The sequence below is a fragment of the Mesorhizobium sp. M0292 genome (assembly GCF_040321695.1).
Lineage (GTDB): Bacteria > Pseudomonadota > Alphaproteobacteria > Rhizobiales > Rhizobiaceae > Mesorhizobium.
On the sequence record NZ_JAMYSB010000029.1, the window covers coordinates 42232 to 66800 of the forward strand.

Consider the following 24569-nt stretch of genomic DNA (forward strand, 5'->3'; position numbering starts at 1 on the left):
CCCACCTATTCGGCGGGGACATGATTTGCGGTGACGGCAAGCCCGTCTTTCTTGGCGCGGTATTCGCTGTAGGCGGCGATCAGCATGTCCTCGTCGCGATATTGCGGCACCCAGCCGAGCTGGCGCTCGGCCTTGGATACGTCGAGCACGCACTCCTCATCGGCGATCAGATATTGTTCGGGATCCATGATCGGCATGTTCATGAGATCGAGCAGGTCGAGGGTGCGCTTGACCGCCCAGCCCGGCGTCGGGATCAGCAGCGACTTCGAGCCGGCATGCTTGATCAGGTCGCCCAGCAATTTCTTCACCGGCGGCGGATTGAGGGAGCCCAGATTATAGGCCTGGTTGGGCACGCCTGCCTTCCAGGCCGCGCGGGCAGCTTCCGCGCAATCGAACACCGAGATGAACTGATAGGGGTTCTTGCCCGAGCCGATCATCGGCACAGGAAAATTCCAGTCGATCAGTTTGAACAGCTTTTCCAGGATCCCGAGCCGGCCGGGACCGATGATCAGACGCGGGCGAAACAGCGAGATCGACATGCCGCGCTTGCGCCATTGAGCGGCGAGCTCCTCGGTCTTCTGCTTCGACCAGCCATATTCGCCGAGCGGTGCGACCGGGTGCTCCTCGGTCATCGGCTGGGTGACCGTGTGGCCGTAGATCATGTCGGTGGTGTAGTGGACGAGCTTGGACGCGCCGGCCTTGTCCATCGCCTGCATGATGTGTTCGGTGCCATGGAAATTCACCGGAAAGAAGAAGTCGTGACGCTTGGCCCGCACCTGGATCGGCGACAGCATTTTGGCCGACAGGTTGTAGATCATGTCGTCGGCCTTCAATCCGATGTTAGCCACCGAGGCCGTATCCGTGACATCGCAGGTGACGAAGCGAACGTTGCGATAGTGCGTCAGGTCGCTCTTGACGATGTCGGCAACGACAACCTCTTCACCATCGGCCACAAGCTTCGGGGCAAGATGACGGCCGACGAAGCCGTCGCCGCCGAAAATAACATGTCTCATCGAACGATCTCGCTGGTCTTGTCGGGGATGATGGAAGCGGTTTGGTCGTCATGCCCGCGCCCGCCCAAGTCTCGACCGCTTTGCGCGATCAGCACGGTGCCGACGCAGATGAAGGCGATGCCGGCAATGCGCCAGGCATTGAGGTCCTCGCGGAAGATGAAATAGGCGAAGATCGCAACCGCGACATAGGCAAGGCTGAGGAACGGATACGCAAAGCTGAGCTCGACCTTGGACAGCACGTAGAGATGCGAAGCCATCGAGATGACGAAGGTGCACAGGCCGAGAAACACCCATGGGCTGAAAACGACCTGCAACAGCCTCAACAGCGGATTGGTGCCTTCGAACGAAATGGGACCGAGCGACATCATGCCTTGCTTCAGCATCAGCTGCGCGGCGGCATTGGTCATGACCGTGAACAGAATGAAGACGATGTATTTCATATTTTGCACCCGCCACTCGCAACGGTCCTATTACTAACCTGCAAACATTTCGTGAAGTCACGACAATGCTTTGAGTAAACTACGGAACTTACGATCTATTCACCATGACTTATTCGGATTGTACCTATTCAGCTGCCTCGACACGCCTTGGCCGGACGTTGAGCATTTTCGCCGTCCGCAGCCAGAAACTGGACACGAAAGCCGGGTCGCGCAGCGCTTCAAGCCGCTGCCAATTCGGGAAGGAGGCCGCGAAAGTATCAGCGCCCATGCGCGCATCCTTGTACGGGTTGACCGCGCCGCCGGCCGCGACCGTGATGCGGTCGAGTTCGCTGAGCAGGGCCAGCGTCCTGTCGCCGCGATTGGGGAAATCCAGCGTCAACGTGAAGCCTGGCCGCGGAAAGGACAGCAGCCCCGGCGAGCGGATCGAGCCGAAGCGCTTCAACACGGTGAGGAAAGAGCCCTGCCCGGCCCGTCGCGCCGCATCGAGCAGCGCCGGCACGGTCTGACGCGCGACATTTTCCGGCACCAAGCTCTGGTGCTGGTAGAGACCTTTCGGGCCATACAGCCGATTCCAGTCGCCGACACCATCAAGCGGAAAGAAAAAGCCCTGGTAGCCGGTTTGGCTCGGCCCCGGCGAGCGCCCCTTCTTCCACCGATAGGCGGCGTTGAAGGCGGTGAGGAACGGCCGGTTGAGCACATTGAACGGCGGCTGGAACGGCACTGAAAAACGGGAGCCGGCGCGAGACGCCGCATGCGAGCCATACTCGGCATGATTGCCTGTCAACAACAGGCCGCGCCCGCGGCCATGGCCGCCGGCAAGCTGGTCGATCCAGGCGACGGCATATTCATTGGCCTGGTCGGCGGCCTCGGCCAGTTCGAAGAATTCGCCGAGATCGGCAAACCGCGTTACCTTCTCGGCGATGTCGAGCGAATGCACCCGCATCAGCCGGATCGAGGCCGACAGGATCAGGCCGGTCAGCCCCATGCCGCCGATCGTCGCCGCAAACAGCCTTGCATTGTCGGTTGCCGAGCAGGTGTAGGTCCGCCCGTCCGAGCGCAGCAGCGTGAACGACTCGACATGGCAGCCAAAGGTGCCGCGCCGGTGATGGTTCTTGCCATGGACGTCATTGGCGATCGCGCCGCCAAGGGTGACGAACTGGGTGCCTGGGACGACAGTCGGAAAGAAACCGTAAGGTGCAGTGTGCGCAATGATATCGGAGAGGAACACGCCGGCCTCCGCCTCGAGCAGGCCGGTCTCGGCATTGAAGGCGCCGATGCGGTTCAGCGGCCGCATGTCCACGACCGCACCTGGCCCGTTCTGGCAGGAATCACCGTAGGAGCGGCCATTGCCATAGGCGAGCAGAGCGTTCTTTGTCGCCTTGCCGCTTCGCATCAGCGCGATGGCATCGTCGGCCGCGATGGCTCGCTTTGCGGCCGGCGTGGCGAGGCCAAAACTCCGGTACCGTTCGCCGGCCATCCCCTACCAGCCTCCCGCGACCAGAAGGGCGGCGCCGATCACCACGACGATCTGGCTTCGCCAGTCGCGAATGATGAAGATGACCGGATCGTCATTCATCTCGTTGCGGCGCGCCAGGATCCAGACCCGCATGGTCAAATACAGCACGATCGGCGCCAGCGGCCAGACCAGCCAGGGATGCGGATAGAGTTCGCGTACCGCGACGCTGTCCATGTACAGCGCCAGCACCAGCGCCGAGGAGAAGGCCGACGCCATTCCTGCCTGGGCGACGATCTCCTGGTCTTCGATGCGGTAGCCGCGACCGGCAATGCGCTCGCCCACCGGAATGGCTGTGGTGCGCAGTTCGACATAGCGCTTCACCAGCGCCAGCGACAGGAAGAAGAAAATCGAGAAGGCGAGCAGCCAGAACGAGACTTCGACCCCGGTCGCCGCAGCACCTGCCAGCACACGCACTGTGTAGAGCCCCGCCAGCGTCAGTACGTCGGCCAGGAGCATGCGCTTGAACGACAGCGAATAGGCTGTGGTCACCACCAGATAGCCGGCGAGCACGCCCAGGAACTCGATCGGCAACAGAAGCCCGGCGGCGATGCCGATCGTCAGCAGAGCGGCCATCGCGCCGAGACCGAACGGTATCGACAGCGCGCCGCTGGCGAAAGGCCGGTTGCGTTTGGTCGGGTGCTTGCGGTCAAGCGCAAGGTCGAAGAAATCGTTGAGGATGTAGATGGCGGAAGCCACGGCGCTGAAGGAGACGAACGCCAGCAGGCATTGCCAGATCATGTTGATGTTGAAGTATTCATGCGACAGCACCATCGGCACCGCTATCAGCGAATTCTTCAGCCACTGATGCACCCGCAGCATCTTGACGAATGTCTTCAATGTCCTTTTCGGCGCCGGCATCCTTTCGGCGCTATGCGCGGCCTGCCAGCGCCTCGCATGGCGGTCGGGCGCCACGACGATGGCGTTGCGTGCGGCTCCGAAAACCTTGAGGTCGTGCCGGCTGTTGCCGGCATAGTCGAAACCGCCGTCGCCATAGGCGGCGATGAGCGCGTCGCGCTTGCGGCCCGAGGTCATGTTGTGGGGACCGTCGGTCGCCAGCACATAGTCGAAGACGCCCAGATGCGCCGCGATCGCCTCGGCGAACTTGCGTGGCGTACCGGTCGCCAGCACGATCTTGCGTCCGTCGCTATGGTCGGCGAGCAGCCGCTGCAGCAGCGCTTCGCGATAGGGCAGCGAGGCCGGATCGATATCGATGCGGTCGGCGATGGCTTGTTTCAGCCGCGCCGGGCCGGCGGCCAGCCAGTACGGGACCAGGAAAACATAGAGCGGATTCTTCTTGAGCAGGATGAACAGGCCTTCCCAAAGAAGATCGGTCGCAATCAGCGTGCCGTCGAGGTCGACCGCAAGCGGGATTGCGTTCTTGTCCGACCGCGCATCCATGTCCGTTCTGCCCTATTCATAACCGGTTGCGCCGTGTTTCGGCGTCTTCGCACCGGTATAGCGGCGGAACGGCGTATTGAACGTTAAAACGCACGGTTGCAGCCGGTAGGCGCCACGATATTTCCCGCGTCATTGTTAAGCAATCGCTACCGCGAACAATAAAAGGCCGGGCATTGCCCGGCCTTTACTACATCTGCTTGCCGACTTTACTTGATGCGGGCAACGCCACCTGAGATTTCGACCGTTTCCGAGCCGGTCAGGGCCTCGAGGTCACCATTGGGCAAGGTGACGAAACAGCCGTTCGGGCAGAATTCCACGGTTTCGCCGGCGGCCAGCGCCAGCTCCGTCTTGCCGCCGCCTTCCGTCACGATCAGCGTACGGGTCTCAGCATCCTTGTTGACCGCGCTGGCGGCAAAGGCCGAGCCACTCGCTGCGGTAAGAGCGATGGCGACGACGAGCGACTTCCACATTTTGCAATATCGGTGTTTCCACACCGCCTCTGTTGCATTTCGCAAGGCATTCTCGCCTTTGCATGTGAGCTTATAGGAGATGCAAGCTGAACCGCAACTGAATGCCGCATTCATGCCGCAATTGGTTTGGGAGGAGCTTGGGGCCTTAGCTGGGATCGGGTTTGCGGGCCTTGCGACCAGTTTTGGCCAGCCGCTTCGCCTCGGCGGCGGCTCTGGCCTCCGCCTGCTCCTTCTCGGCGAACTCGACCTCGATCTTGTCGTCGTCGATCGGCCATGCGTCGGTCTGCTTGACCTTGACCTCGGCGCGCGGCGTCGAGGGGATTTCTATGTGCTCGGCGTCAAAAGCATCGAGAACGGCAAAGCGGATATCGTTCTGAACGATGGCGCCGTTCAGCACATCGGCCAGGAACACGCGGATCTCGAACTCGAGTGCTGCCGGCCCGAAATTGGTGAACAGGACGAAGGGTTCCGGGTTCTTCAGCACCAGCGCATGGCCGCGCGCAATCTCAAGCAGGACCGCGTGTACCCGCTTGACGTCGCTGCCATATGCGACCCCGACCTTGATCTCCACACGTCCGAGCTTGTTGCGGTGCGTCCAGTTGCCGACGGCGTTGTTGATGAGGTTCGAATTGGGCAGGATCACCGATTGCCGCTGGAAGGTCTCGATTTCGGTGGCGCGCACGCTGATCTTCTTGACCGTGCCTGATGTGTCGCCGGCGACGATCCAGTCGCCGACCTTGAACGGCCGCTCGGCGAGCAGGATCAGGCCGGACACGAAGTTGGACACGACATTCTGCAGGCCAAAGCCGATACCCAGCGAAAGTGCGCCGGCAACAAGCGCCAGGTTGGAGAGATCGATGCCCGCCGCCGAGATGCCGACGAGCCCAGCGAGCGCGACGCCGGCATAGCCGACCGCCAGCCGGATCGAGTTGCGCACGCCGGTATCGACCTTGCCGCGCGCCATTACCGAGCCGTCGAGCCAGCCCTGGAACCAGCGGGTCAGGAAATAGCCGATGATGAAAACGACGATGCCGGTGAGGATGCCGGTGACCGAAATCGTCACCGAACCGACGGTGACGCCTGTCGCCAATTTATAGCCCCAGGCCTGGATATCGCCGGGCTGGAAGCCCCACATCAACAGGATCAGCGGCAGGAACACCAGCACGATCATCAGGTTGATGGCGACGCTGACGACGAGGCCGAGTTGGTCGAGCGCGGTGTCCTCATAGCTGGAATTGGTCTTCAGCCAGCGCCCGATGGACGTGCCGGCGAAACCACCCTCCTCGCCGATCTCGCGCGCCGACAGGAAGCCGATATAGGCGGTGAGCAGGATGGTGCCGGTGACCACGACCTGCAACGAGACGAAGATGGCAAGACCGATATAGCCGAACAGTGCCGCCGCAATCGTGAACAGGCCGAGCGCGACACAGGTGTAGCGCAGCCAGGCCGGCCAGGGGCGCCAGCGCCCGTCGGCGTCCTTGTAAGGCTTCAGCAGCGCCATAAGGATCAGGATGACGCCCACGATGACGGTGGCGACAAAACTCCTGGCCACCGTCAGCGACAGGGGCGAGCCCATCTTGTCGTTGACGATCGACAGGAAATTGTTGATGCCGATGACGACTGCCATGGCCGTCGTCAGCCGCACCAGCCAACGCGCCGGGCCGGTCTCGACCTGGATCAGGCGCCAGTTCGGCATGCTGGGCGACAGAGCCGCATTGGTCAGGCGGTTGACACAGAACACTATGGCGATGACGGCTGCCAGCGCGTTGAGGAAAACGCCTATGTCGCCGCGCAGCACATTGTAGTAGTTGTACAGGAACACCGTCGAGGCGAGGAAGGCGCTGACCGCCAGCGTCGGCAGCAAAGTCGACCAGAACGCCACCGACAGGCGACTGAGATATGTCGGATCTTCAACCGACGCGTCGGGCTCGAAGATGCGCCCAAACAGGCGGCGCCCACCGACCAGAAGCACCACCGCCAAAGCAAGCGCCATGAGGGTCGCCGCGAGCATCGCCTGGAACTTGAACTTGAAGGCAAAGCTCAGCCACGATGACACCGCCCTGTAGAAGTTGGCGTATTCGTCCCTTGCGTCGGAAAACACCTGGGGGCTCAGTGCATCGGACAGCACATAGCGCTTGGTTAGGCCGCTGCGAAACAGCTCGCTGCGCATATTACCGATCTTCTCGATCAGCGAATTGATGCGAATCGACAGGTTCTGCGCCCCGGCGATGACGGCGTTGATCTCCGCCTTTTCCGACGCCAGCGCCTGGCGCTCGCCGGTCACGATGTCCGGTTCAGGGGGCTGTCCGGCAGCCGGCGGGGCGCCAAGCTGCTCGAGCCTCGAATTGATCTCTCCCAGCCGCGAACGAAACGCCAGCGCGCTGTTCAGCGCAGCGCGCGACAGCTCTTCCAACTGCAGGCGGATCTCGACAAGGGTGGTGTCGTCGACGCCGTCCTCCTGGACCTTCTTCTCCAGAGCGTCGGTTTTCGTCGTCAAACCCTGCAGGATTTTCTGCTGGTCGGCGACCAGCCCGGCAGGCGCCTGGCCAAGCCCCTGCGCCATCGCGCCGAACGAATGCGGCGCCAAGGCAACGAGCGCGAGGACCAAGATCAGGCGAAAGAAGCGAAAAGACATAATGGTGGCGACTCAAAGGGCGGCAAAGGCCGCTTCTAAAGCGGTCCTTGATAGAGACGCTCATCCCGTGGGGCAAGTCGTGGCGAAGTCATGACAGTTAGGCGCCTTGCGGGAGTCGGCCAGTCGAAAAGCCATGGCGCAATCTTGGCTTTGCGCACGCCGCCTGCTCTATAGTCTGCCGCATCGCACCCGAGCCGGATGGCTTCAGGTCTGTTGGACATGAAATCATCCGGCTCTAAAAATCAAAGATATAGAGCATGATGTCGTCCGAAAACCGCTTCACACTTTTCGGCATCATGCTCTAGGGATGACATGAAGAATGGCGGAATATTCAGCCCTTTCGCTTCTCACGAACGCGCTCAAGGGAAACAAGGACTGGAAGCCGGCCTGGCGCAAGCCCGACCCCAAGGCTTCCTATGACGTCATCATCATCGGTGGCGGCGGCCACGGCCTGTCGACGGCCTACTATCTGGCCAAGGAGCACGGCATCACCAATGTCGCGGTGCTGGAAAAGGGCTGGCTGGGTTCCGGCAATGTCGGCCGTAACACCACGGCGGTGCGCTCCAACTACCTTTTGCCGTCCAACACCCGCTTCTACGAACATTCGATGAAGATGTGGGAGAACCTTTCGCACGACCTCAACTACAACGTCATGTTCTCGCAGCGCGGCTGCCTGAATCTGGCTCACACGCCGGGCCAGTTCGACGACCTGGCAAGGCGCGGCAACGCCATGCGCCATCTCGGCGTCGATGCCGAGCTGATGAGCACCGCCGAGATCGCGCGCCTGGTCCCGGCGCTGGACATGTCGGCCTCCGCGCGCTTTCCCATCGTCGGCGGCCTGATGCAGCCGCGCGCCGGCACCGCCCGTCACGATGCGGTTGCCTGGGGCTATGCCCGCGGCGCCGACCGACGCGGCGTCGACATCGTCGAGAATTGCGAGGTCACCGGCTTCCTGCGCGACGGCGACCGCATCACCGGCGTGCAGACGACGCGCGGAGAGATCCGCGGCAAGAAAGTCGCCGTGGCCGTTGCCGGCAGCACCGGACGGGTGATGCAGCTTGCCGGCATCGACAGGATGCCGATCGAGAGCCATGTGCTGCAGGCCTTCGTCACCGAATCGCTGAAACCTTTCGTCGACACGGTGCTGACCTTCGGCATGGGTCATTTCTACATGTCGCAGTCCGACAAGGGCGGCCTCGTCTACGGCGGTGACATCGACGGCTACAACAGCTACGCTCAGCGCGGCAACCTGCCCATCGTCGATGAGGTGATGAGCGAGATGCTGGCGCTGTTTCCCGGCCTTGCGCGTGTACGCATGCTGCGCTCCTGGGGCGGCGTCTGCGACATGTCAATGGACGGTTCGCCGATCATCACCACCGGCCCGCTGCCCGGCATGTATCTCAACTGCGGCTGGTGCTATGGCGGCTTCAAGGCGACGCCGGCCTCGGGCTGGTGCTTCGCATACACCATCGCCAAGGACGAACCGCACGCGTTCAACGCGCCGTTCACGCTCGACCGTTTTTATCGCGGCCTAGTGATTGACGACAAGGGCCAGGGCGCAACGCCCCGGCTGCATTAGGGTTCAAACAAATGCTTATCACTTGTCCCTATTGCGGCCCGCGCGACGTCATCGAGTTCACCTATCAGGGCGACGGCAACCGCGAGCGCCCGCAGCCCAACTCGCAGGACCTCGACGCCTGGAACGCCTATGTCTACGATCGGCTGAACCCGGCCGGCGACCACAATGAGATCTGGCAGCATTCGGGCGGCTGCCGCACCCATCTGAGGATGGTGCGCAACACGGTCACGCATGAGATTTCCAGCACCGGTTTCGCCCGCGGCGACCACAATGCCGCCGCCCGGCACAAAGCCGGAGGCAAGTCGTGAGCCCGCGCCGCACCGAGACTGGCGGCCGCGTCGACCGGCTGCGCACCATCCGCTTCACCTTCGACGGCACGCCCTACACCGGCCATGCCGGCGACACGCTGGCCTCGGCGCTGCTTGCTAACGGCGTCACGCTTTTCGGCCGCTCATTCAAATACCACCGCCCGCGCGGCCTGCTCTCGGCCGGCGTCGAGGAACCGAACGCGCTGGTGACGGTGCTGCGCGGCGAAGTGCGCGAGCCCAACATCGCCGCAACCATGGTCGAGATCTATGACGGGCTGGTGGCCGTCAGCCAGAACCGCTTTCCCTCGCTCGCCTGGGACGTCAACGCCATCAACCAGCTCGGCGGCAAGCTCCTGGCCGCCGGCTTCTACTACAAGACCTTCATGGGTCCGGTCTTCGGCCCGCTGAAGGGCACCAGATTCTGGATGTTCTGCGAGCATTTCATCCGCCGCGCCGCCGGCCTGGGCCGCGCCGGTATTGCCGCCGACACCTCGCGCTACGAGCGCATGAACGCGTTTTGCGACGTGCTGGTGGTCGGCTCCGGCCCGGCCGGCCTGTCAGCCGCCAAGGCCGCTGCCGACCAGGGCGCGCGCGTCATCCTGGCCGAACTCGAGCCGCGTTTCGGCGGCTCGGCCAACTGGTCCGGCGAGGCCATCGACGGCGCGCCGGCCGCCGACTGGGCGGCGCGCGCCGTCAGCCAGCTCGAAGGACATGACACGGTCCGCCTGCTGCCGCGCACCACGGTGTGGGGCTATTACGACGGCAACACGCTAGCCGCGCTCGAGCGCGTCACCGACCACAAGGAAACGCCCGGCAAGGGCGAGCCGCGCCATCGCTACTGGGCGATCCGCGCCAAGACGGTGGTGCTGGCCACCGGCTCTTTCGAGCGGCCGCTTGTGTTCCCCGGCAATGACCGGCCGGGCGTCATGCTGGCGCATGCCGCCGAGCGCTATGCTAACGATTATGGCGTGCTGCCCGGCGACAGGATCGCGCTGTTCACCAACAATGACAGCGCCTATCGCTCGGCGCTGGCGCTGAGGAAGGCCGGGGCGGCTATTGTCGCCATCGTCGATGTGCGCCCCGAGCTTTCGGCCGAAATGCGCAGCCTCGCCACCGAGGCCGAAGCCGAAATCCTCTCCGGCCATGCCGTGGTCGCCACCGAAGGCGGCAAGGCGCTCTCCGGCCTCAAGGTGCAGCGCTTCGACATGACCTCGGGCGCGCTCAGCGGTGACGCCCGCAGCATCCACGCCGATAGCCTGCTGATGTCGGGTGGCTGGTCGCCGACCATCCATCTCGCCAGCCAGGCCGGTGCCAGAGCCGAATGGAACCCTGCCCGCCAGGCCTTCCTGCCGCCGAAACCGACTCGGCAATGGATTGGCGCCGGCGCTTTCAACGGCAGCTTTTCGACCGTCGAAGCCATCACTGAGGGCCGTGCAGCCGGCCTGTCCGCCGCGGGCGGAGCGGCTGCGCCGGCAGCTTTGCCGGATGTCGAAGCAGCCCCGGGAAACCCCGATCCGGCGCCGGTGTTCGAGATCAAAGCCAAGGGAAAAAGCTTCGTCGACTTCCAGCATGACGTGACTGCTGAAGACGTGCGGCTGGCGCATCGCGAAGGTTTTGTCTCCGTCGAGCATCTGAAGCGCTACACCACGCTCGGCATGGCGACCGACCAGGGCAAGAACTCCAACGTTCCGGGCCTCGCCATCATGGCCGAGGCGTTGGGCAAACCGATCCCCGAAGTCGGAACGACGCGCTTCCGCCCGCCCTATTCCGCGGTGTCGATCGGCTCGCTTGCCGCCGAACGCTTCGGCGATCTGAAACCCGAGCGCCTGACGCCCATGCATGACTGGCACCTCGCCAATGGCGCAACGATGTATTCCGCTGGCCTCTGGTATCGACCAATGATCTACGGCCTTGCCGGCGAGACGGTCGAGCAGGCCTATGTCCGTGAAGCCAGGGCGACGCGCGAAAGCGCCGGCATCGTCGACGTCTCGACGCTGGGCAAGATCGCCGTTCAGGGGCCGGATGCGGGCGAATTCCTCGACCGGGTCTACACCAACATGTTTTCCACCCTCCCCGTCGGCAAGGCCCGCTACGGCCTGATGCTGCGCGAGGATGGGCTGGCCTTCGACGACGGCACCACCTGGCGGCTTGGCGAACAGGATTTCCTGATGACGACCACCACGGCCAACGCCGGCAAGGTGATGCAGCATCTGGAATATTTCCTCGACGTCATCTGGCCGGAGCTCAAAGTGCACGTCACCTCGGTAACCGACGAATGGGCGGGCGCGGCCATCGGCGGGCCGAAGGCGCGGGCCATCCTCGCCGCCTGTGTCACCGGCACCGCGGTCGACAACACAGCCCTGCCGTTCATGGGCATCGTGCGCGGCGAGATATCAGGCGTGCCGGTGATGATTTGCCGGCTGTCCTTCTCCGGAGAAATGGCCTTCGAGGTCTATTGCGGCGCCGGCTACGGCACCCATGTCTGGGAAGCCCTTATCGAAGCCGGCAAGCCGTTCGGCCTGGTCACCTACGGGCTGGAGGCGTTGGGCACGATGCGCATCGAAAAGGGCCATGTCACCGGCGCGGAGATCGACGGGCGCACTACGGCGCGCGACCTGCATCTCGACTGGATGCTGTCGAAGAAGAAGCCGTTCATCGGCTCGGCGATGATGGACCGCGAAGGCCTGATCGCGCCCGAGCGGCTGCAGCTGGTCGGCCTAGTCTCGCTCGACAATCGGCCGTTCAATGGCGGAGCCCACCTCGTCGAGGAACTGGACGAAGCCAATCCGCACGACTCCATCGGCCATATCACCGCCTGCTGCTACTCGCCGGCGCTGGGCAAGCACATCGCGCTGGCTTTGGTCGAGGGCGGCAAGGCGCGCCATGGCACCCGGGCATTCGTCTCCGATCCGCTGCGCAAGCGGTTCGGGCCGGTCGAGATCGTCTCCAACCATTTCTACGACCCGGACGGGAGCCGCATGCATGGCTGAGCGCCAATCACCCGAACGCCAATCACCCGAGCGCCTCTCGCCGCTCGAGCCGGTGTCCCATCCGGGTTCGCACGGCAATTTCGAGCATGGCGTTGAAGTCATCCTGACCGAGACCCGGCCGGGCTCGATCCTGCAGCTGGCCGCGTGGCCGGGCGCGGAAAAGCAACTGATCGACGTGATCGGCAAGGTCACCGGCCTCGATTTGCCCGATGGCGCCGGCGGCGGTCTCGCCAAGGACGGCAAGGCCGTGTTCGGTTTCGCGCCTGGAAAATTCACAGTCGTCGACGAGGCCGAGGGCCTGGCGGCGAGTTTTGCCGGGGACGTAACCCCGGCAATCGGCACGATCACCGACCTGTCGCATGGCCGCACCGCTATCCGCATCGCCGGCCCTAAGGCCGAATGGGTGCTGGCGAAATTCTTCGCCATCGACTTCGCCCTACCTGCCTTCCCCATAGGCGCCGGCCGTTCGACCACCCATCACGACGTCTTTGCGCAGATCCAACGCACCGGCGCCGACCAGTTCGATATCTATGTCTTCCGCTCCTTCGCCCGCTCGTTCTGGAAGGCGCTCTGCCATGCCAGCGAGGAGGTCGGCTACGAGGTTCAGTAGGGCCGACAGCCGTTCTGGCCTCAAGGCCAGCCGGTTCTGCCGCTAGAGAATGCTCCAATGGAAGCCCATGGTGGGGAACGTGGCCCAACCGGCCCAGGGGATTACAAAGATCCCGTCTCAGAGTCGGCATCGTCATTTGGTTCGAACATCCCCATGACCGCAGAACTATCCGCCGGCGCCAGGGATCGCGCCGATGTGTCGGCCAGAGCCTTGCTCCTGCTGCCGCTCACGGTCGCCTGCGGCGTGTTCATGACCAGCCTCGACCAGAATGTCGTGGTCACCGCCCTGCCCGGCATCAGCGACAGCCTCGGCCGGCCGCCGAGCCAGCTCGGCCTGTTGATCACCGTCTATGTCGCCAGCCTGATCATCTCGATGCCGCTCGGCGGCTGGGCCGCCGACCGCTTCGGCCTGCGCAACGTTTACTGCTTCGCCTTGCTGGTGTTCGCCGCGTCATCGGCGCTGTGCGGATTGTCCAACGACATCTGGACGCTGGTCGGCGCCCGCGCGCTGCAAGGCTTCGGCGGCGCCTTGATGGGGACGCTCGGCCAGGTCGTCATCCTGTCGACCTTCCCGCGCAGCCGCACGCTGAAGATCAACATGTATATTTCGCTGGCCGGCCAGTCCGGACCGCTGGTCGGCCCGCTGGTCGGCGGCGCGCTGACGACCTACATTTCCTGGCGCTGGATCTTCTTCATCAACGTGCCGTTCGCGCTGGCCGCGGCCGTTCTTGCCGCGTCGCTGTTTCCGGCCGTTACCAAACCGGTGCGCACGCCGTTCGATTTCCCGGGCTTCCTGCTGGTCGGCAGCGGCATGGTCCTGCTGGTCTTCGGCATGGATTCGCTTGCGGCCAAAGACGCCGCCGGCAACATGATCGCGGCCGAGCTGGCGCTGGCGATCGTCATCCTGACGCTTGCCTCCTTCTACTGCCTGCGCGCCCGCAACCCCTTGCTTGACCTGAAACTCCTGCGCATCCGCACCTTTCGCATCTCATTCCTCACCGGTGGTGGGCTGGACACGATCGGCCTGAGCTCGGTCGTCTTCCTGCTGCCGCTGATGTTCCAGCTAGGCTTCGGCATGAGCGCGGTGCAGGCGGGATCGCTGACTTTCGTCGCCGCAATCGGCTCGCTGATCATGCGTGTGTTCATGCCGCGCCTGCTCAACCGTTTCGGCTTTCGCCGCGTGCTGGTCGTCAACACGCCGATCGTTGCTGCCATGGTAGCGGGCTTCGCCTTGATTGAGGCGACAACGCCGGTCTGGATCGTGCTTGCCTATATCTTTGCCTTCGGCGTTCTGCGCTCGGCGCAGTGGGCTTCGACCGGCAATCTCGCCTATTCCGACATCGCGCCCGACCAGCTCGCCCGCTTCAGCGCGCTCTACTACATACTGTGGCAGTTGGGGGTGGCGATCAGCGTCGGCCTGGCGGCGGCGCTGTTGTCGTTCCTGGCTGGCGGCAGGCCGGCGGTGACCAACGATTTCCGCATCCTGTTCGTGGTCGAGGGCGTCATCACGTTGTGCGCGCTGATCGCCTATCTCAGACTGACACCGCAGGACGGTGCCCATGTCAGCGGCCATGGCGCGCAGATGAACGTGGAATAAGGCCCCGGTAGCCGAGGCCTAGCCGCTGAACGTCACCCACTCTTCCAGCGGCACGCGGTCGGTGCGGAAGTCGTTTTCGGGTTTCGACGTATCCTCGAGGCCGAGCGCCATGCCGCAGACGACGATCTCCTCGTCGGGGATGTTGAGCACCGGCCGGATCTGCCGGTGATAGGGCGCGAAGGCGGCCTGCGGGCAGGTGTGCAGGCCCCTGCCTCGCGCCGCCACCATGATGTTCTGCAGGAACATTCCGTAGTCGATCCACGAGCCCTGGTTCAGCCGCCGGTCGATGGTGAAGATCATGCCGACCGGCGCGTCGAAGAAGACGAAGTTGCGGTCGTGCTGGGCGCGCATCTTGTCGACCTCGCGGCGGCCGATGCCGAGTGCCCCATAGAGCCCGAAACCGTTGGCGCGGCGGCGGGTGAGATACGGCTCGAAGAACTGGGTGGGGTAATAGCGATACTCGTCCCAATCGGCCTTTTCGGCGCGGATACCGGAATTCAGGATGGCATCGGTGATCTGCTGCTTGACCTCGCCCTTGACGACATAGACCCGCCAAGGCTGCATATTGGTGCCCGAAGGCGCGCGCGCGGCGACGCCGAGAATGGCTCGGATCGTCTCGTCATCGACCATGTCGGGCAGGAAGGCGCGCACTGAACGGCGCGAGATGATCGCCTCGTCGACAACAGCGGCGTTATGCGCTGCCAGGCCGTTTTTTTCCAGCATGGGCCGTCCCTTTGCGCACACTTCGAAAGCCGAACCGGCTATCGGAGAAGACCTTGCGCAGATTTCAATCCTTGGTCGCCGACCCGCATTCCCACACCCGCCGCTCGTGCCAGAGCCTTTGCATGAACCGCCAAAATCGCGCAAGCAAATCTTGTGTGTCCATGAAAATTCGCTTGATTTTTTCACGGACATGAGCTCTCATGAAATTCATCTCCAGTTTTTCATCAAGTGAGCGTTTTGCCCCCAGCTATCCCCAAAACATTGCAGGGACCTGACGAGCGCCTGCTGGCGAGCGACATCCGTGCGCTGCGCAAGGCGCGTGGGCTGACGCTGGCTGAGATCGCGCTGAAGCTTGGCCGCTCTGTCGGCTGGGTCAGCCAGGTCGAGCGCGGCCTGTCGATTCCTTCGCTCGGCGACCTCAGGGCCTTCGCCGATTTATTCGGCGTGCCGCTCAGCCTGTTCTTCAGCCACGACGTGCCTATCGAGAAGGAGCGCGGCGTCATCGTGCGCGCCGGCAGCCGGCGCACGCTTGGCACAAGCGAATCCGGCCTAGTGGAGGAGCTTCTGTCGCCCGATCTCGGCGGTAGTTTCGAGATGGTGCGTTCGATCTTCGCGCCGGGCGCCGAGATGAAGAGCGAGCAGCTGCGGCCGACCGAGGAAGCCGGCTACATCGCCTCTGGCATTTTCGAGATCGAGATAGCCGGCGTCTGGCACCGGCTCGGCGAAGGCGATTCTTTCCGCTTCGAGCGCAAGCCGTACCGCTGGCGCAATCCCGGCAGCGAGCCGGCCGTGGTCATCTGGGTGGTTTCGCCGCCTGTTTATTGAATGCATGTCGCCCAAAGTGTGCAGCGGTTTGGGAAACGACATGCATCAAGCAAAAAGATAGAAGCGCAGCGCGCTTCAGGTTTGGGAGAAGAATATGGCCGGTTTGCCGACCACGGCACGCGTGGTGATCATCGGAGGCGGTGTCGTCGGCACCTCCTCGCTCTACCACCTTTGCAAGGCGGGCTGGACCGATTGCGTGCTGCTTGAAAAGAACGAGCTGACATCGGGCTCGACCTGGCATGCCGCCGGCAATGTGCCGACCTTCTCGTCGTCCTGGTCGCTGATGAACATGCAGCGCTATTCGACCGAGCTCTATCGCGGCTTGGCTGATGCCGTCGACTATCCCATGAACTACCACGTTACCGGCTCGCTGCGGCTCGCCCACACCAAGGAGCGCATGCAGGAGTTCCAGCGCGCCAAGGGCATGGGCCGCTACCAGGGCATGGACATCGACATTGTCGGCCCCGACGAGATCAAGCGCCGCTATCCCTTCATCGAGACGCATGACCTCAAAGGTGCGCTCTACGATCCAAACGACGGCGACATCGACCCCGCGCAGCTGACGCAGGCACTGGCCAAGGGTGCGCGCGACATGGGCGCCAAGATCGTCCGCTTCTGTCCGGTGTCAGGTGTGCGTCGCGACAACGACGAATGGGTTGTCGAGACGCCGCAAGGCGAGATCCGTTGCGAGATCGTCGTCAATGCCGCCGGCTACCGTGCCGCCGAAGTCGGCAAAATGTTCGGCCGCGACGTCCCGATGATGGTGATGAGCCATCAGTACATCTTGTTCGAGGAGATACCCGAACTGGTGGCGTGGTCGAAGGAGCAGGGCAAGAAGCTGCCGCTGCTGCGCGACGTCGACACCTCCTACTATCTGCGCCAGGAAAAGAACGGTATGAATCTCGGTCCCTATGAGCGCAATTGCCGCGCGCATTGGGCAACCCACAACGACCCGATGCCGGAGGATTTTTCCTTCCAGCTCTTCCCCGACGATCTCGACCGTCTCGAGCACTACCTTGCCGATGCCGTCGCCCGCGTGCCGATTCTCGGCACTGCCGGCCTGTCCAAGGTGATCAACGGGCCGATCCCTTACGCGCCGGACGGCAATCCGCTGATCGGTCCAATGCCCGGCGTTCCGAACGCTTTCGAGGCCTGTGTCTTCACGTTCGGCATCGCCCAGGGCGGCGGTGCCGGCAAGGTGCTGGCCGAATGGGTGACGCAAGGCCAGACCGAATGGGACATGTGGTCCTGCGACCCGCGCCGCTTCACCTCATTTGCGGCCGCCCCCGACTATAGCGTCGCCAAGGGTATGGAGATCTACGGCAACGAATACGCCATCCAGTTTCCGCGCCATGCTTGGCCGGCCGGGCGCGACCGCAAGCTGTCGCCGATCCACGATCGCATCAAGGCACTCGGCGCCCAGTTCGACGCCTATAATGGCTGGGAGCGTGCCACCTGGTATGCGCAACCCGGTGACGACACGTCGGAAGAAGCAACACTCACCTTCCGCCGCGACGGGCCGTGGCAGCACCGCGTGCGCGAAGAATGCCTGGCGGTGCGCGACGCCGCCGGCATTCTGGACCTGCCCGGCTTCTCGCGCTTCAACCTCGAAGGTCCTGGCGCAGCCGAATGGCTGGCGCTGCAGGTCACCGGCCTGGTGCCCAAGCCGGGCCGCATCGGCCTCGCCTATTTCGCCGACGACAAGGGCCGCATCGTCACCGAGATGTCGGTGGTGCGCCATGGCGAAGAGCAGATGACGCTGATCACCGCGGCGGTAGCGCAGTGGCACGATTTCGAATGGCTGAAGTCGCGCCTGCCGAAGGACGCAGCTTTCACCCTCACCGACAGGACCGAAGACTATTCGACGCAAATCCTCGCCGGTCCCAATTCGCGCAAGATCCTGGCCGAGGTCTGTGGCGCGGATCTCTCGCTGCCCTGGCTGACGCATCAGGAAACCACCATCGCCGGCCGCTGGGCGAAGCTGGTGCGGGTATCCTTCGCCGGCGAACTCGGCTGGGAAATCCACACCAAGGTGGGAGACACCTCCGCCATCTTCGACGCCGTCTGGGCGGCGGGACAAAAACACGGTCTGAAACCGTTCGGCATGTATGCGCTGGATTCGCTGCGCCTCGAAAAGGGCTACCGGACCTGGAAGGGCGACCTGTCGACCGACTATACGGTCCTGCAGGGCGGGCTCGAGCGCTTCGTAAAATGGGACAAGCCCGACTTCCGCGGCAAGGCAGCCCTGCAGAACGAAAAGCAGCAAGGCGTAAAGAAGCGCTTCGTCACGCTGGTGGTTGAAAACCCAGGCGATTGCGACGCGCCGTCCGTGTCGACGCTCTGGCATGACGGCAAGATCGTCGGCGAGACGACGTCCGGCGGCTGGGGGCATCGCATCGACAAATCGATCGCGCTCGGCATGCTGCGCGCCGACCTGGCTGAACCCGATACCGCGATCGAGATTGAAATTTTTGGCGATCGTTTCAGGGCGGTCGTGCAGAAAGACGAGCCGCTGTGGGATCCGAAAAACGAAAGACTGAGAGCATGAAGAAAGTCATTCTCACCGATGGCGGCATGGGCCAGGAACTGGTCCGCCGCAGCAGCTCCGAGCCGACGCCGCTCTGGTCGGCCAGGGTGCTGATCGACGAGCCGGATCTGGTGCGTGGCCTGCATGCCGAATTCATCCGGGCCGGCGCTCGCGTCATCACCATCAACACCTATTCGGCAACGCCGGAGCGGCTCGCGCGGGAAGGAGCAGAAGATCTCTTCAAGCCCTTGCAGAAGCGCGGCATCGAATTGGCAAGACAGGCACGCGACGAGGCAGGCGATGCAGCGATCGCCGGCTGCCTGTCACCGCTGTTCGGCAGCTATGCGCCGGCGCTGGCCATATCGTTCCAGGAGACGCTGGACATCTATCGCCGCATCGTCGCCGAGCAGGCCGATGGCGTCGACCTGTTCCTGTGCGAGACCATGGCCTCAGCCGAGGAAGGCCGTGCGGCCGTTACCGCTGCGTCGGAAAGCGGCAAACCTGTCTGGGTGTCTTGGACTCTCGCCGATCACGGCGCGCCGCGGCTGCGCAGCGGCGAAACAATAGCGGCAGCGGCGGACGCCCTCGACGGCCTGACGGTTGCAGCGCGCCTGGTGAATTGCTGCCGGCCAGAAGCTATCGCCGCGGCACTGCCCGAATTGATTGCTCTCGGCGGCCCGGTCGGCGCCTATGCCAATGGCTTCACCTCTGTCGAAGCGCTCAAGCATGGCGGAACGGTCGAAGTGCTGCACGCACGCCACGACCTTGATCCGGATGCCTATGCCGACCAGGCGCTCGGCTGGGTCGCCGCTGGCGCCACCATCGTCGGCGGCTGCTGCGAAGTCGGCCCTGCCCACATCGCCGCCTTGCGCGACTGGCTCGAACAGGCCGGCCACGAAATCTCGGGAGTATCCTGATGCCCAGACCGTCATCGCGCATTTCCGGCATCGTGCCTTCGGGCAAGGATGGCTGGGAGGTCCACACCGAGGCATGGGCCCGCAAGGAGGCGGGCCAGGACATCATCATGCTGTCGGTCGGCGACCATGATTTCGATACGCCGAGCCAGACCATCGAAGCCTGCGTGACGGCGGTTCGCGGCAGCAACCACCACTACACCCCGCTTCCCGGCGTTCCGCGCCTGCGCAGGGCGATGGCGGCGGCCTCGACCGCCTGCACCGGGGTCGAGACGAGCCCCGACCAGGTGATCGCCACGCCGGGCGGTCAGGCCGCCCTTTACGCGGCGGTGCAGGCCGTTCTCGACCAGGGCGACCACGCTATCGTGGTGGCGCCCTACTACGCGACTTATCCCAACACCTTCAGCGCCGCCGGCGCCAGCTTCACCGTCGTCGAGACGCCGGCCGGAGACGGTTTCCAGCCGCACGCCGAGATGATCCGCGCGGCGCTCAAGCCCAACACGCGCGCCATTTTGATCAACACGCCGAACAACCCGACCGGCGCCGTCTATTCGCGTGAGCGTCTGGAAGAGCTGGCCGAGATCTGCCGCGAGCACGATCTCTGGCTGCTGTCGGACGAGGTCTACTGGACGCTCGGCGGCGGCGAGCACATCTCGCCGCGCGGCCTGCCCGGCATGGCGGAGCGCACGCTGGTCATCAATTCGATGTCCAAGAGCCATGGCATGACCGGCTGGCGCATGGGCTGGCTGACCGGCCCAGCGCAGATGATCACGCTGTTGACCAATCTCAATCTGGTGACGACCTACGGCCTGCCGGCCTTCATCTCGATCGCCTGCGCCGAGGCGCTGGAGAACCGCTTTGGCGTCAGGGAGATCGCCGAACGCTATGCGGCGCGCCGCACCGTCCTGCTCGACGCCGTGCGCGGCATGAACAATATCAGCGTGCACGGCTCCGAGGGCGGCATGTATGTCATGCTCGACATCTCCGCAGTCGAGCCCGACGACGAGAAATTCGCCTGGGCCTTTCTCGACCAGGAGAGTGTCGGCGTCATGCCGGGTTCCAGCTTCGGCAAGGCCGCTGCCGGCCACATCCGCATCAGCCTCTGCCAACCGGAGCCGGTGCTTCAGGAAGCCGCAAAACGCCTGCGCCGCTTCGCATCCGGCTATCGCCGCGAGGCCGCATGACCAGAAGCATTCCCACCAAGGCCCGCGCGGTTATTATCGGCGGCGGTGTCTCCGGCTGTTCGGTCGCCTACCACCTGGCCAAGCTCGGCTGGACCGACATCGTGCTGCTCGAACGCAAGCAGCTGACCTCGGGTACGACCTGGCACGCCGCCGGCCTGATCGGCCAGCTGCGCGGCTCGCAGAACATGACGCGGCTGGCGAAATATTCGGCCGACCTCTACGTCAAGCTGGAAGCCGAAACGGAAGTCGGCACCGGCATGCGCCAGGTCGGCTCGATCACCGTGGCGCTGACTGAGGAGCGCAAGCACGAGATTTATCGGCAGGCCTCGCTCGCCCGCGCCTTCGATGTCGATGTGCGCGAGATTTCGCCTGGTGAAGTCAAGGAGATGTACCCGCATCTCAACGTGTCCGATGTGGTCGGCGCCGTGCATCTGCCGCTCGACGGCCAGTGCGATCCGGCCAACATCGCCATGGCGCTGGCCAAGGGCGCCCGCCAGCGTGGCGCCGCCATCGTCGAGAATGTGAAGGTCACCAAGGTCCATACCAAGGCCGGTCGCGTCACCGGTGTGTCGTGGGCGCAAGGCGACGACCAGGGCACGATCGAGGCCGACATCGTCGTCAACTGCGCCGGCATGTGGGCGCGCGAGCTCGGCGCCCAGAACGGCGTCACCATCCCGCTGCATGCCTGCGAACATTTTTATCTCGTCACCGAGCCGATCCCCGGGCTCGGTCGTCTACCGGTGCTGCGCGTTCCCGATGAATGCGCCTACTACAAGGAAGACGCCGGCAAGATGATGCTCGGCGCCTTCGAGCCGGTGGCCAAGCCCTGGGGCATGGACGGCATAAGCGAGGATTTCTGCTTCGACCAGTTGCCGGAGGACATGGAGCATTTCGAGCCGATCCTCGAGATGGGCGTCAACCGCATGCCGATGCTGGCAACCGCCGGCATTCACACCTTCTTCAACGGCCCCGAAAGCTTTACCCCCGACGACCGCTACTATCTCGGCGAAGCGCCGGAGCTGTCGGGCTACTGGATGGCGACCGGCTACAACTCGATCGGCATCGCGTCGTCCGGCGGCGCCGGCATGGTGCTGGCGCAGTGGATCAATGACGGCGAAGCGCCCTTCGACCTCTGGGAAGTCGACATCCGCCGCGCCCAGCCATTCCAGAAGAACCGCCGCTATCTCAAGGAGCGGGTCTCCGAGACGCTCGGCCTGCTCTATGCCGACCATTTCCCCTACCGGCAGATGGCAACGTCCAGGAATGTCAGGCGATCGCCCCTGCATGAACACCTGAGGGCGCGCGGCGCGGTCTTCGGCGAAGTCGCCGGCTGGGAGCGCGCCAACTGGTTCGCCCGCGAAGGGCAAGAGCGCGAATACCGCTATTCCTGGAAGCGGCAGAACTGGTTCGACAACCAGCGCGAGGAACACCTGGCGGTCCGCAACAAGGTCGGCCTGTTCGACATGACCTCGTTCGGCAAGATCCGTGTCGAGGGCCGCGATGCCTGCGCGTTCCTGCAAAGGCTCTGCGCCAACGACATGGACGTGGCGCCGGGCAAGATCGTCTACACTCAGATGCTCAACCAGCGCGGCGGCATCGAGAGCGATCTTACCGTGTCGCGGCTGTCGGACACGGCCTATTTCCTCGTCGTACCGGGCGCGACGTTGCAACGCGATCTCGCCTGGCTGCGGCGGCATGTCGGCGAGGAATTCGTTGTCATCACCGATGTGACGGCGGCAGAAAGCGTGCTCTGCCTGATGGGTCCGGATGCGCGAAAGCTGATCCAGAAAGTCAGCCCTAACGATTTCTCCAACGAGAACAATCCGTTCGGCACCTTCCAGGAGATCGAGATCGGCATGGGCCTCGCCCGCGCCCACCGCGTCACCTATGTCGGCGAACTCGGCTGGGAGCTTTATGTCTCTACCGACCAGGCTGCCCATGTTTTCGAGGCGATCGATGAGGCGGGGGCGGATGTCGGCCCGAAACTTTGCGGCCTGCATACGCTCGATTCCTGTCGCATCGAAAAGGCGTTTCGGCATTTCGGCCACGACATCACCGACGAGGACAATGTGCTGGAGGCCGGCCTCGGCTTTGCGGTCAAAACCGCCAAGGGCGAGTTCATCGGCCGCGATGCGGTGCTGAAGAGAAAAGAAGCCGGCCTGTCGCGCCGGCTGGTGCAGTTCCGTTTGAAAGACCCTGAACCCCTGCTCTTCCACAACGAGGCGATCCTGCGCGACGGCAAGATCGTCGGCCCGATCACATCGGGGAATTACGGCCACCATCTCGGCGGCGCGATCGGACTGGGCTATGTGCCCTGCCAGGGCGAGAGCGAGGCGGATGTGCTGGCCTCGTCATACGAGATCGAGATCGCCGGCGAGCGTTTTGCGGCGGAAGCATCGCTGAAGCCGATGTACGATCCCAAGGCGGAACGGACGAGGATGTAGCACCTTTTTACCCTCCCCTTGTGGGGAGGGTCGGCTCGCAGTCGGAGCGAAGCGGCGATTGCGAGACGGGGTGGGGGTGCGCCCTACGAGACCCCCCACCCCGCTTCGCAAAAGCCGCCTTGCGGCACTTGCTGCGCGACCCTCCCCACAAGGGGTAGGGTGAAGAAGCTTAAAACCGCTCCAGCTTCGCCCGCACTTTCACCAGAAACGCCGCCCTCGTCCTTGGCGTCGAGGCGTCCATCAGGTAGTGCGCCAGGAAAAACGTCCGGCAGCGGCGGGCGCACAGCGCGCGCATACCGCGCAGCAAGGTCTTGCGGCCGGGCTGGCCGACGACGACGCTCCACCAGGTCGGCGCGCCGCAGGTGGTAATGACGCCGACCCTGGTGACATGTGTCATCAGCGACGTGATGCGCCCCTTGCCCAGCTTGAAGGCGACATCGGTCGCCCAGACCCGGTCGAGCCAGCCCTTCAGCATGGCCGGCAGCCCGTACCACCAGGTCGGATAGATGAACAGGATCGCCTCAGCCCAGGCGAGATGCTCGAAATGCGGTTTTAGGGCCGGATCCTCCGGCGCCCGCTCATTGTAGGCGCGTCGCTCTTCGCAGCCCATCACCGGATCGAATTTCTCCGCATAGAGGTCGAGCAGCCGCACCTCCCAGCCGCGTGCCTTCAGCACATCGACTGCGGCATCTCTGATGGCGGCGCAAAAGCTTTCGGGCACCGGATGGCAATAGACCACCAGCACGCGCATCAGAATTCATCCATCCCGGCCGCGACCTTGGCCATGAAGGCTGCCCGCGTCTCGTCGGTCGACAGGTTCATCGAATAATGCGCGAGGTAGGACACCGAGGCGCCGGGCCTGATCGTCGCGCGCAGCATCCGCTTGACCAATCTGCGTGGCGGATCGCCCATCAGCATGGCGCGGAAGCGGCTGCCGCCATAGGTGGTGACGGCGGTCAGCTTGCGGATGTTGTGGAGCGAAGGCTGCGCCTTGCCGTCGACCAATTTGAACGACACGCCGGGCAGAAACACGCGGTCGAAAAAGCCTTTCAGGATGGCCGGGAAGCCGTAGTTCCAGACGGGATATGACAGCACCAGCGCCTCGGCCTTGAGCAGCCGCTCGACATAGGGCGCGGCCGGGTCCGCAGGGGTGCGTTGGTTATGATAATCCAGCCTCTCCCCGCGCGTCAGCCTGGGGTCGAAATCCTCTGCATAGAGATCGCAATCGTCGACCTCATGGCCGGCGGCCGTCAGCCGCTCGACGATCGTGCGGTGCAGACCTGCATTGAAGCTGGTCTCCACCGGGTGTGCGTAGAGGACGAGGACTTTCATGGGGAAATACTTGCGAGGTGGGCGCGAGGCACCCTCCTCTGCCCTGCCGGGCCGCGGCGTTCAGG

Annotated in this window: 19 protein-coding genes; 10 read left to right on the plus strand and 9 right to left on the minus strand. The window is 63.9% G+C overall.

Going from position 1 to position 24569, the window contains the following annotated elements:
* Positions 1 to 5 precede the first annotated feature (5 nt).
* The 6 genes from NKI96_RS28805 to NKI96_RS28830 all read right to left on the minus strand — a co-directional run bounded on the left by NKI96_RS28805 (position 6) and on the right by NKI96_RS28830 (position 7472).
* Positions 6 to 1013, minus strand: coding sequence for an NAD-dependent epimerase/dehydratase family protein (locus tag NKI96_RS28805; protein ID WP_023681794.1), 1008 nt, complete (start codon positions 1011 to 1013; stop codon positions 6 to 8).
* Positions 1010 to 1453: an EamA family transporter gene (locus NKI96_RS28810; protein WP_023741597.1), complete on the minus strand. Its 444-nt coding sequence runs from the start codon at positions 1451 to 1453 to the stop codon at positions 1010 to 1012. Before NKI96_RS28810 ends, NKI96_RS28805 begins: the two co-directional genes overlap by 4 nt.
* A gap of 124 nt (positions 1454 to 1577) precedes the next feature.
* Positions 1578 to 2930, minus strand: a complete 1353-nt coding sequence (locus NKI96_RS28815) for an FAD-binding oxidoreductase (RefSeq protein WP_023681795.1) — start codon at positions 2928 to 2930, stop codon at positions 1578 to 1580.
* Positions 2931 to 2933: 3 nt separating this feature from the next.
* A complete protein-coding gene (locus NKI96_RS28820; protein WP_352807352.1) occupies positions 2934 to 4367 on the minus strand; it encodes a UbiA family prenyltransferase in 1434 nt (477 codons plus the stop codon).
* Between the two features lie 206 nt (positions 4368 to 4573).
* Positions 4574 to 4837, minus strand: a complete 264-nt coding sequence (locus NKI96_RS28825) for a hypothetical protein (RefSeq protein ID WP_023670370.1) — start codon at positions 4835 to 4837, stop codon at positions 4574 to 4576.
* A 145-nt stretch (positions 4838 to 4982) separates the two neighbouring features.
* The gene (locus NKI96_RS28830) at positions 4983 to 7472 is read right to left on the minus strand and encodes a mechanosensitive ion channel family protein (RefSeq protein ID WP_023670369.1); all 2490 of its coding nucleotides are present in this window, start codon (positions 7470 to 7472) and stop codon (positions 4983 to 4985) included.
* Between the two features lie 319 nt (positions 7473 to 7791).
* Here NKI96_RS28830 and NKI96_RS28835 point away from each other — a divergent pair, with 319 nt between their 5' ends.
* The 5 genes from NKI96_RS28835 (at position 7792) to NKI96_RS28855 (ending at position 14555) form a co-directional block, all read left to right on the plus strand.
* Positions 7792 to 9051 carry a sarcosine oxidase subunit beta family protein gene (locus tag NKI96_RS28835; RefSeq protein WP_023670368.1) on the plus strand — a complete coding sequence of 420 codons (1260 nt, stop codon included), beginning with the start codon at positions 7792 to 7794 and terminating at the stop codon, positions 9049 to 9051.
* Between the two features lie 11 nt (positions 9052 to 9062).
* The gene (locus tag NKI96_RS28840; protein ID WP_023670367.1) at positions 9063 to 9359 is read left to right on the plus strand and encodes a sarcosine oxidase subunit delta; all 297 of its coding nucleotides are present in this window, start codon (positions 9063 to 9065) and stop codon (positions 9357 to 9359) included.
* Positions 9356 to 12349: a sarcosine oxidase subunit alpha gene (locus NKI96_RS28845; RefSeq protein WP_352807355.1), complete on the plus strand. Its 2994-nt coding sequence runs from the start codon at positions 9356 to 9358 to the stop codon at positions 12347 to 12349. The genes NKI96_RS28840 and NKI96_RS28845 overlap by 4 nt, the downstream gene beginning before the upstream one ends.
* On the plus strand, positions 12342 to 12959 hold the full coding sequence (locus NKI96_RS28850) for a sarcosine oxidase subunit gamma (protein ID WP_050588071.1): 618 nt from the start codon (positions 12342 to 12344) through the stop codon (positions 12957 to 12959). The genes NKI96_RS28845 and NKI96_RS28850 overlap by 8 nt, the downstream gene beginning before the upstream one ends.
* 153 nt (positions 12960 to 13112) lie before the next feature.
* A complete protein-coding gene (locus NKI96_RS28855; RefSeq protein WP_352807358.1) occupies positions 13113 to 14555 on the plus strand; it encodes an MFS transporter in 1443 nt (480 codons plus the stop codon).
* Positions 14556 to 14573: 18 nt separating this feature from the next.
* On the opposite strand, the gene NKI96_RS28860 is transcribed toward NKI96_RS28855, so the two are convergent.
* Positions 14574 to 15278, minus strand: coding sequence for a nitroreductase (locus NKI96_RS28860; protein WP_023670762.1), 705 nt, complete (start codon positions 15276 to 15278; stop codon positions 14574 to 14576).
* Between the two features lie 261 nt (positions 15279 to 15539).
* On the opposite strand from NKI96_RS28860, the gene NKI96_RS28865 reads away from it, so the two are divergent.
* The 5 genes from NKI96_RS28865 to NKI96_RS28885 all read left to right on the plus strand — a co-directional run bounded on the left by NKI96_RS28865 (position 15540) and on the right by NKI96_RS28885 (position 23172).
* Positions 15540 to 16103, plus strand: a complete 564-nt coding sequence (locus NKI96_RS28865; protein ID WP_081732301.1) for a helix-turn-helix domain-containing protein — start codon at positions 15540 to 15542, stop codon at positions 16101 to 16103.
* A gap of 94 nt (positions 16104 to 16197) precedes the next feature.
* Positions 16198 to 18651, plus strand: a complete 2454-nt coding sequence (locus NKI96_RS28870; protein WP_352807361.1) for a GcvT family protein — start codon at positions 16198 to 16200, stop codon at positions 18649 to 18651.
* Positions 18648 to 19547 (plus strand): homocysteine S-methyltransferase family protein, encoded by a 900-nt coding sequence (locus NKI96_RS28875; protein ID WP_023685239.1) that lies wholly within the window; start codon positions 18648 to 18650, stop codon positions 19545 to 19547. The genes NKI96_RS28870 and NKI96_RS28875 overlap by 4 nt, the downstream gene beginning before the upstream one ends.
* Positions 19547 to 20728: a pyridoxal phosphate-dependent aminotransferase gene (locus NKI96_RS28880; RefSeq protein WP_023670766.1), complete on the plus strand. Its 1182-nt coding sequence runs from the start codon at positions 19547 to 19549 to the stop codon at positions 20726 to 20728. Before NKI96_RS28875 ends, NKI96_RS28880 begins: the two co-directional genes overlap by 1 nt.
* Positions 20725 to 23172, plus strand: coding sequence for a GcvT family protein (locus NKI96_RS28885; protein WP_352807364.1), 2448 nt, complete (start codon positions 20725 to 20727; stop codon positions 23170 to 23172). Before NKI96_RS28880 ends, NKI96_RS28885 begins: the two co-directional genes overlap by 4 nt.
* Before the next feature lie 169 nt (positions 23173 to 23341).
* Here NKI96_RS28885 and NKI96_RS28890 read toward each other — a convergent pair whose 3' ends face one another.
* Both NKI96_RS28890 and NKI96_RS28895 read right to left on the minus strand, forming a co-directional pair.
* The gene (locus tag NKI96_RS28890; RefSeq protein ID WP_023690990.1) at positions 23342 to 23923 is read right to left on the minus strand and encodes an NAD(P)H-dependent oxidoreductase; all 582 of its coding nucleotides are present in this window, start codon (positions 23921 to 23923) and stop codon (positions 23342 to 23344) included.
* Complete coding sequence (locus tag NKI96_RS28895; RefSeq protein ID WP_352807366.1) at positions 23923 to 24504, minus strand: NAD(P)H-dependent oxidoreductase; 582 nt, start codon at positions 24502 to 24504, stop codon at positions 23923 to 23925. Before NKI96_RS28895 ends, NKI96_RS28890 begins: the two co-directional genes overlap by 1 nt.
* Positions 24505 to 24569: the final 65 nt, after the last annotated feature.

Excerpts from the sequence above, each read along its gene's own strand:
- NKI96_RS28805 (WP_023681794.1), bottom strand. The coding sequence starts at position 1,013 with ATGAGACATGTTATTTTCGGCGGCGACGGCTTCGTCGGCCGTCATCTT.
- NKI96_RS28810 (WP_023741597.1), bottom strand. The coding sequence starts at position 1,453 with ATGAAATACATCGTCTTCATTCTGTTCACGGTCATGACCAATGCCGCC.
- NKI96_RS28815 (WP_023681795.1), bottom strand. The coding sequence starts at position 2,930 with ATGGCCGGCGAACGGTACCGGAGTTTTGGCCTCGCCACGCCGGCCGCA.
- NKI96_RS28820 (WP_352807352.1), bottom strand. The coding sequence starts at position 4,367 with ATGGATGCGCGGTCGGACAAGAACGCAATCCCGCTTGCGGTCGACCTC.
- NKI96_RS28825 (WP_023670370.1), bottom strand. The coding sequence starts at position 4,837 with ATGTGGAAGTCGCTCGTCGTCGCCATCGCTCTTACCGCAGCGAGTGGC.
- NKI96_RS28830 (WP_023670369.1), bottom strand. The coding sequence starts at position 7,472 with ATGTCTTTTCGCTTCTTTCGCCTGATCTTGGTCCTCGCGCTCGTTGCC.
- NKI96_RS28835 (WP_023670368.1), top strand. The coding sequence starts at position 7,792 with ATGGCGGAATATTCAGCCCTTTCGCTTCTCACGAACGCGCTCAAGGGA.
- NKI96_RS28840 (WP_023670367.1), top strand. The coding sequence starts at position 9,063 with ATGCTTATCACTTGTCCCTATTGCGGCCCGCGCGACGTCATCGAGTTC.
- NKI96_RS28850 (WP_050588071.1), top strand. The coding sequence starts at position 12,342 with ATGGCTGAGCGCCAATCACCCGAACGCCAATCACCCGAGCGCCTCTCG.
- NKI96_RS28855 (WP_352807358.1), top strand. The coding sequence starts at position 13,113 with ATGACCGCAGAACTATCCGCCGGCGCCAGGGATCGCGCCGATGTGTCG.
- NKI96_RS28860 (WP_023670762.1), bottom strand. The coding sequence starts at position 15,278 with ATGCTGGAAAAAAACGGCCTGGCAGCGCATAACGCCGCTGTTGTCGAC.
- NKI96_RS28870 (WP_352807361.1), top strand. The coding sequence starts at position 16,198 with ATGGCCGGTTTGCCGACCACGGCACGCGTGGTGATCATCGGAGGCGGT.
- NKI96_RS28875 (WP_023685239.1), top strand. The coding sequence starts at position 18,648 with ATGAAGAAAGTCATTCTCACCGATGGCGGCATGGGCCAGGAACTGGTC.
- NKI96_RS28880 (WP_023670766.1), top strand. The coding sequence starts at position 19,547 with ATGCCCAGACCGTCATCGCGCATTTCCGGCATCGTGCCTTCGGGCAAG.
- NKI96_RS28885 (WP_352807364.1), top strand. The coding sequence starts at position 20,725 with ATGACCAGAAGCATTCCCACCAAGGCCCGCGCGGTTATTATCGGCGGC.
- NKI96_RS28890 (WP_023690990.1), bottom strand. The coding sequence starts at position 23,923 with ATGCGCGTGCTGGTGGTCTATTGCCATCCGGTGCCCGAAAGCTTTTGC.
- NKI96_RS28895 (WP_352807366.1), bottom strand. The coding sequence starts at position 24,504 with ATGAAAGTCCTCGTCCTCTACGCACACCCGGTGGAGACCAGCTTCAAT.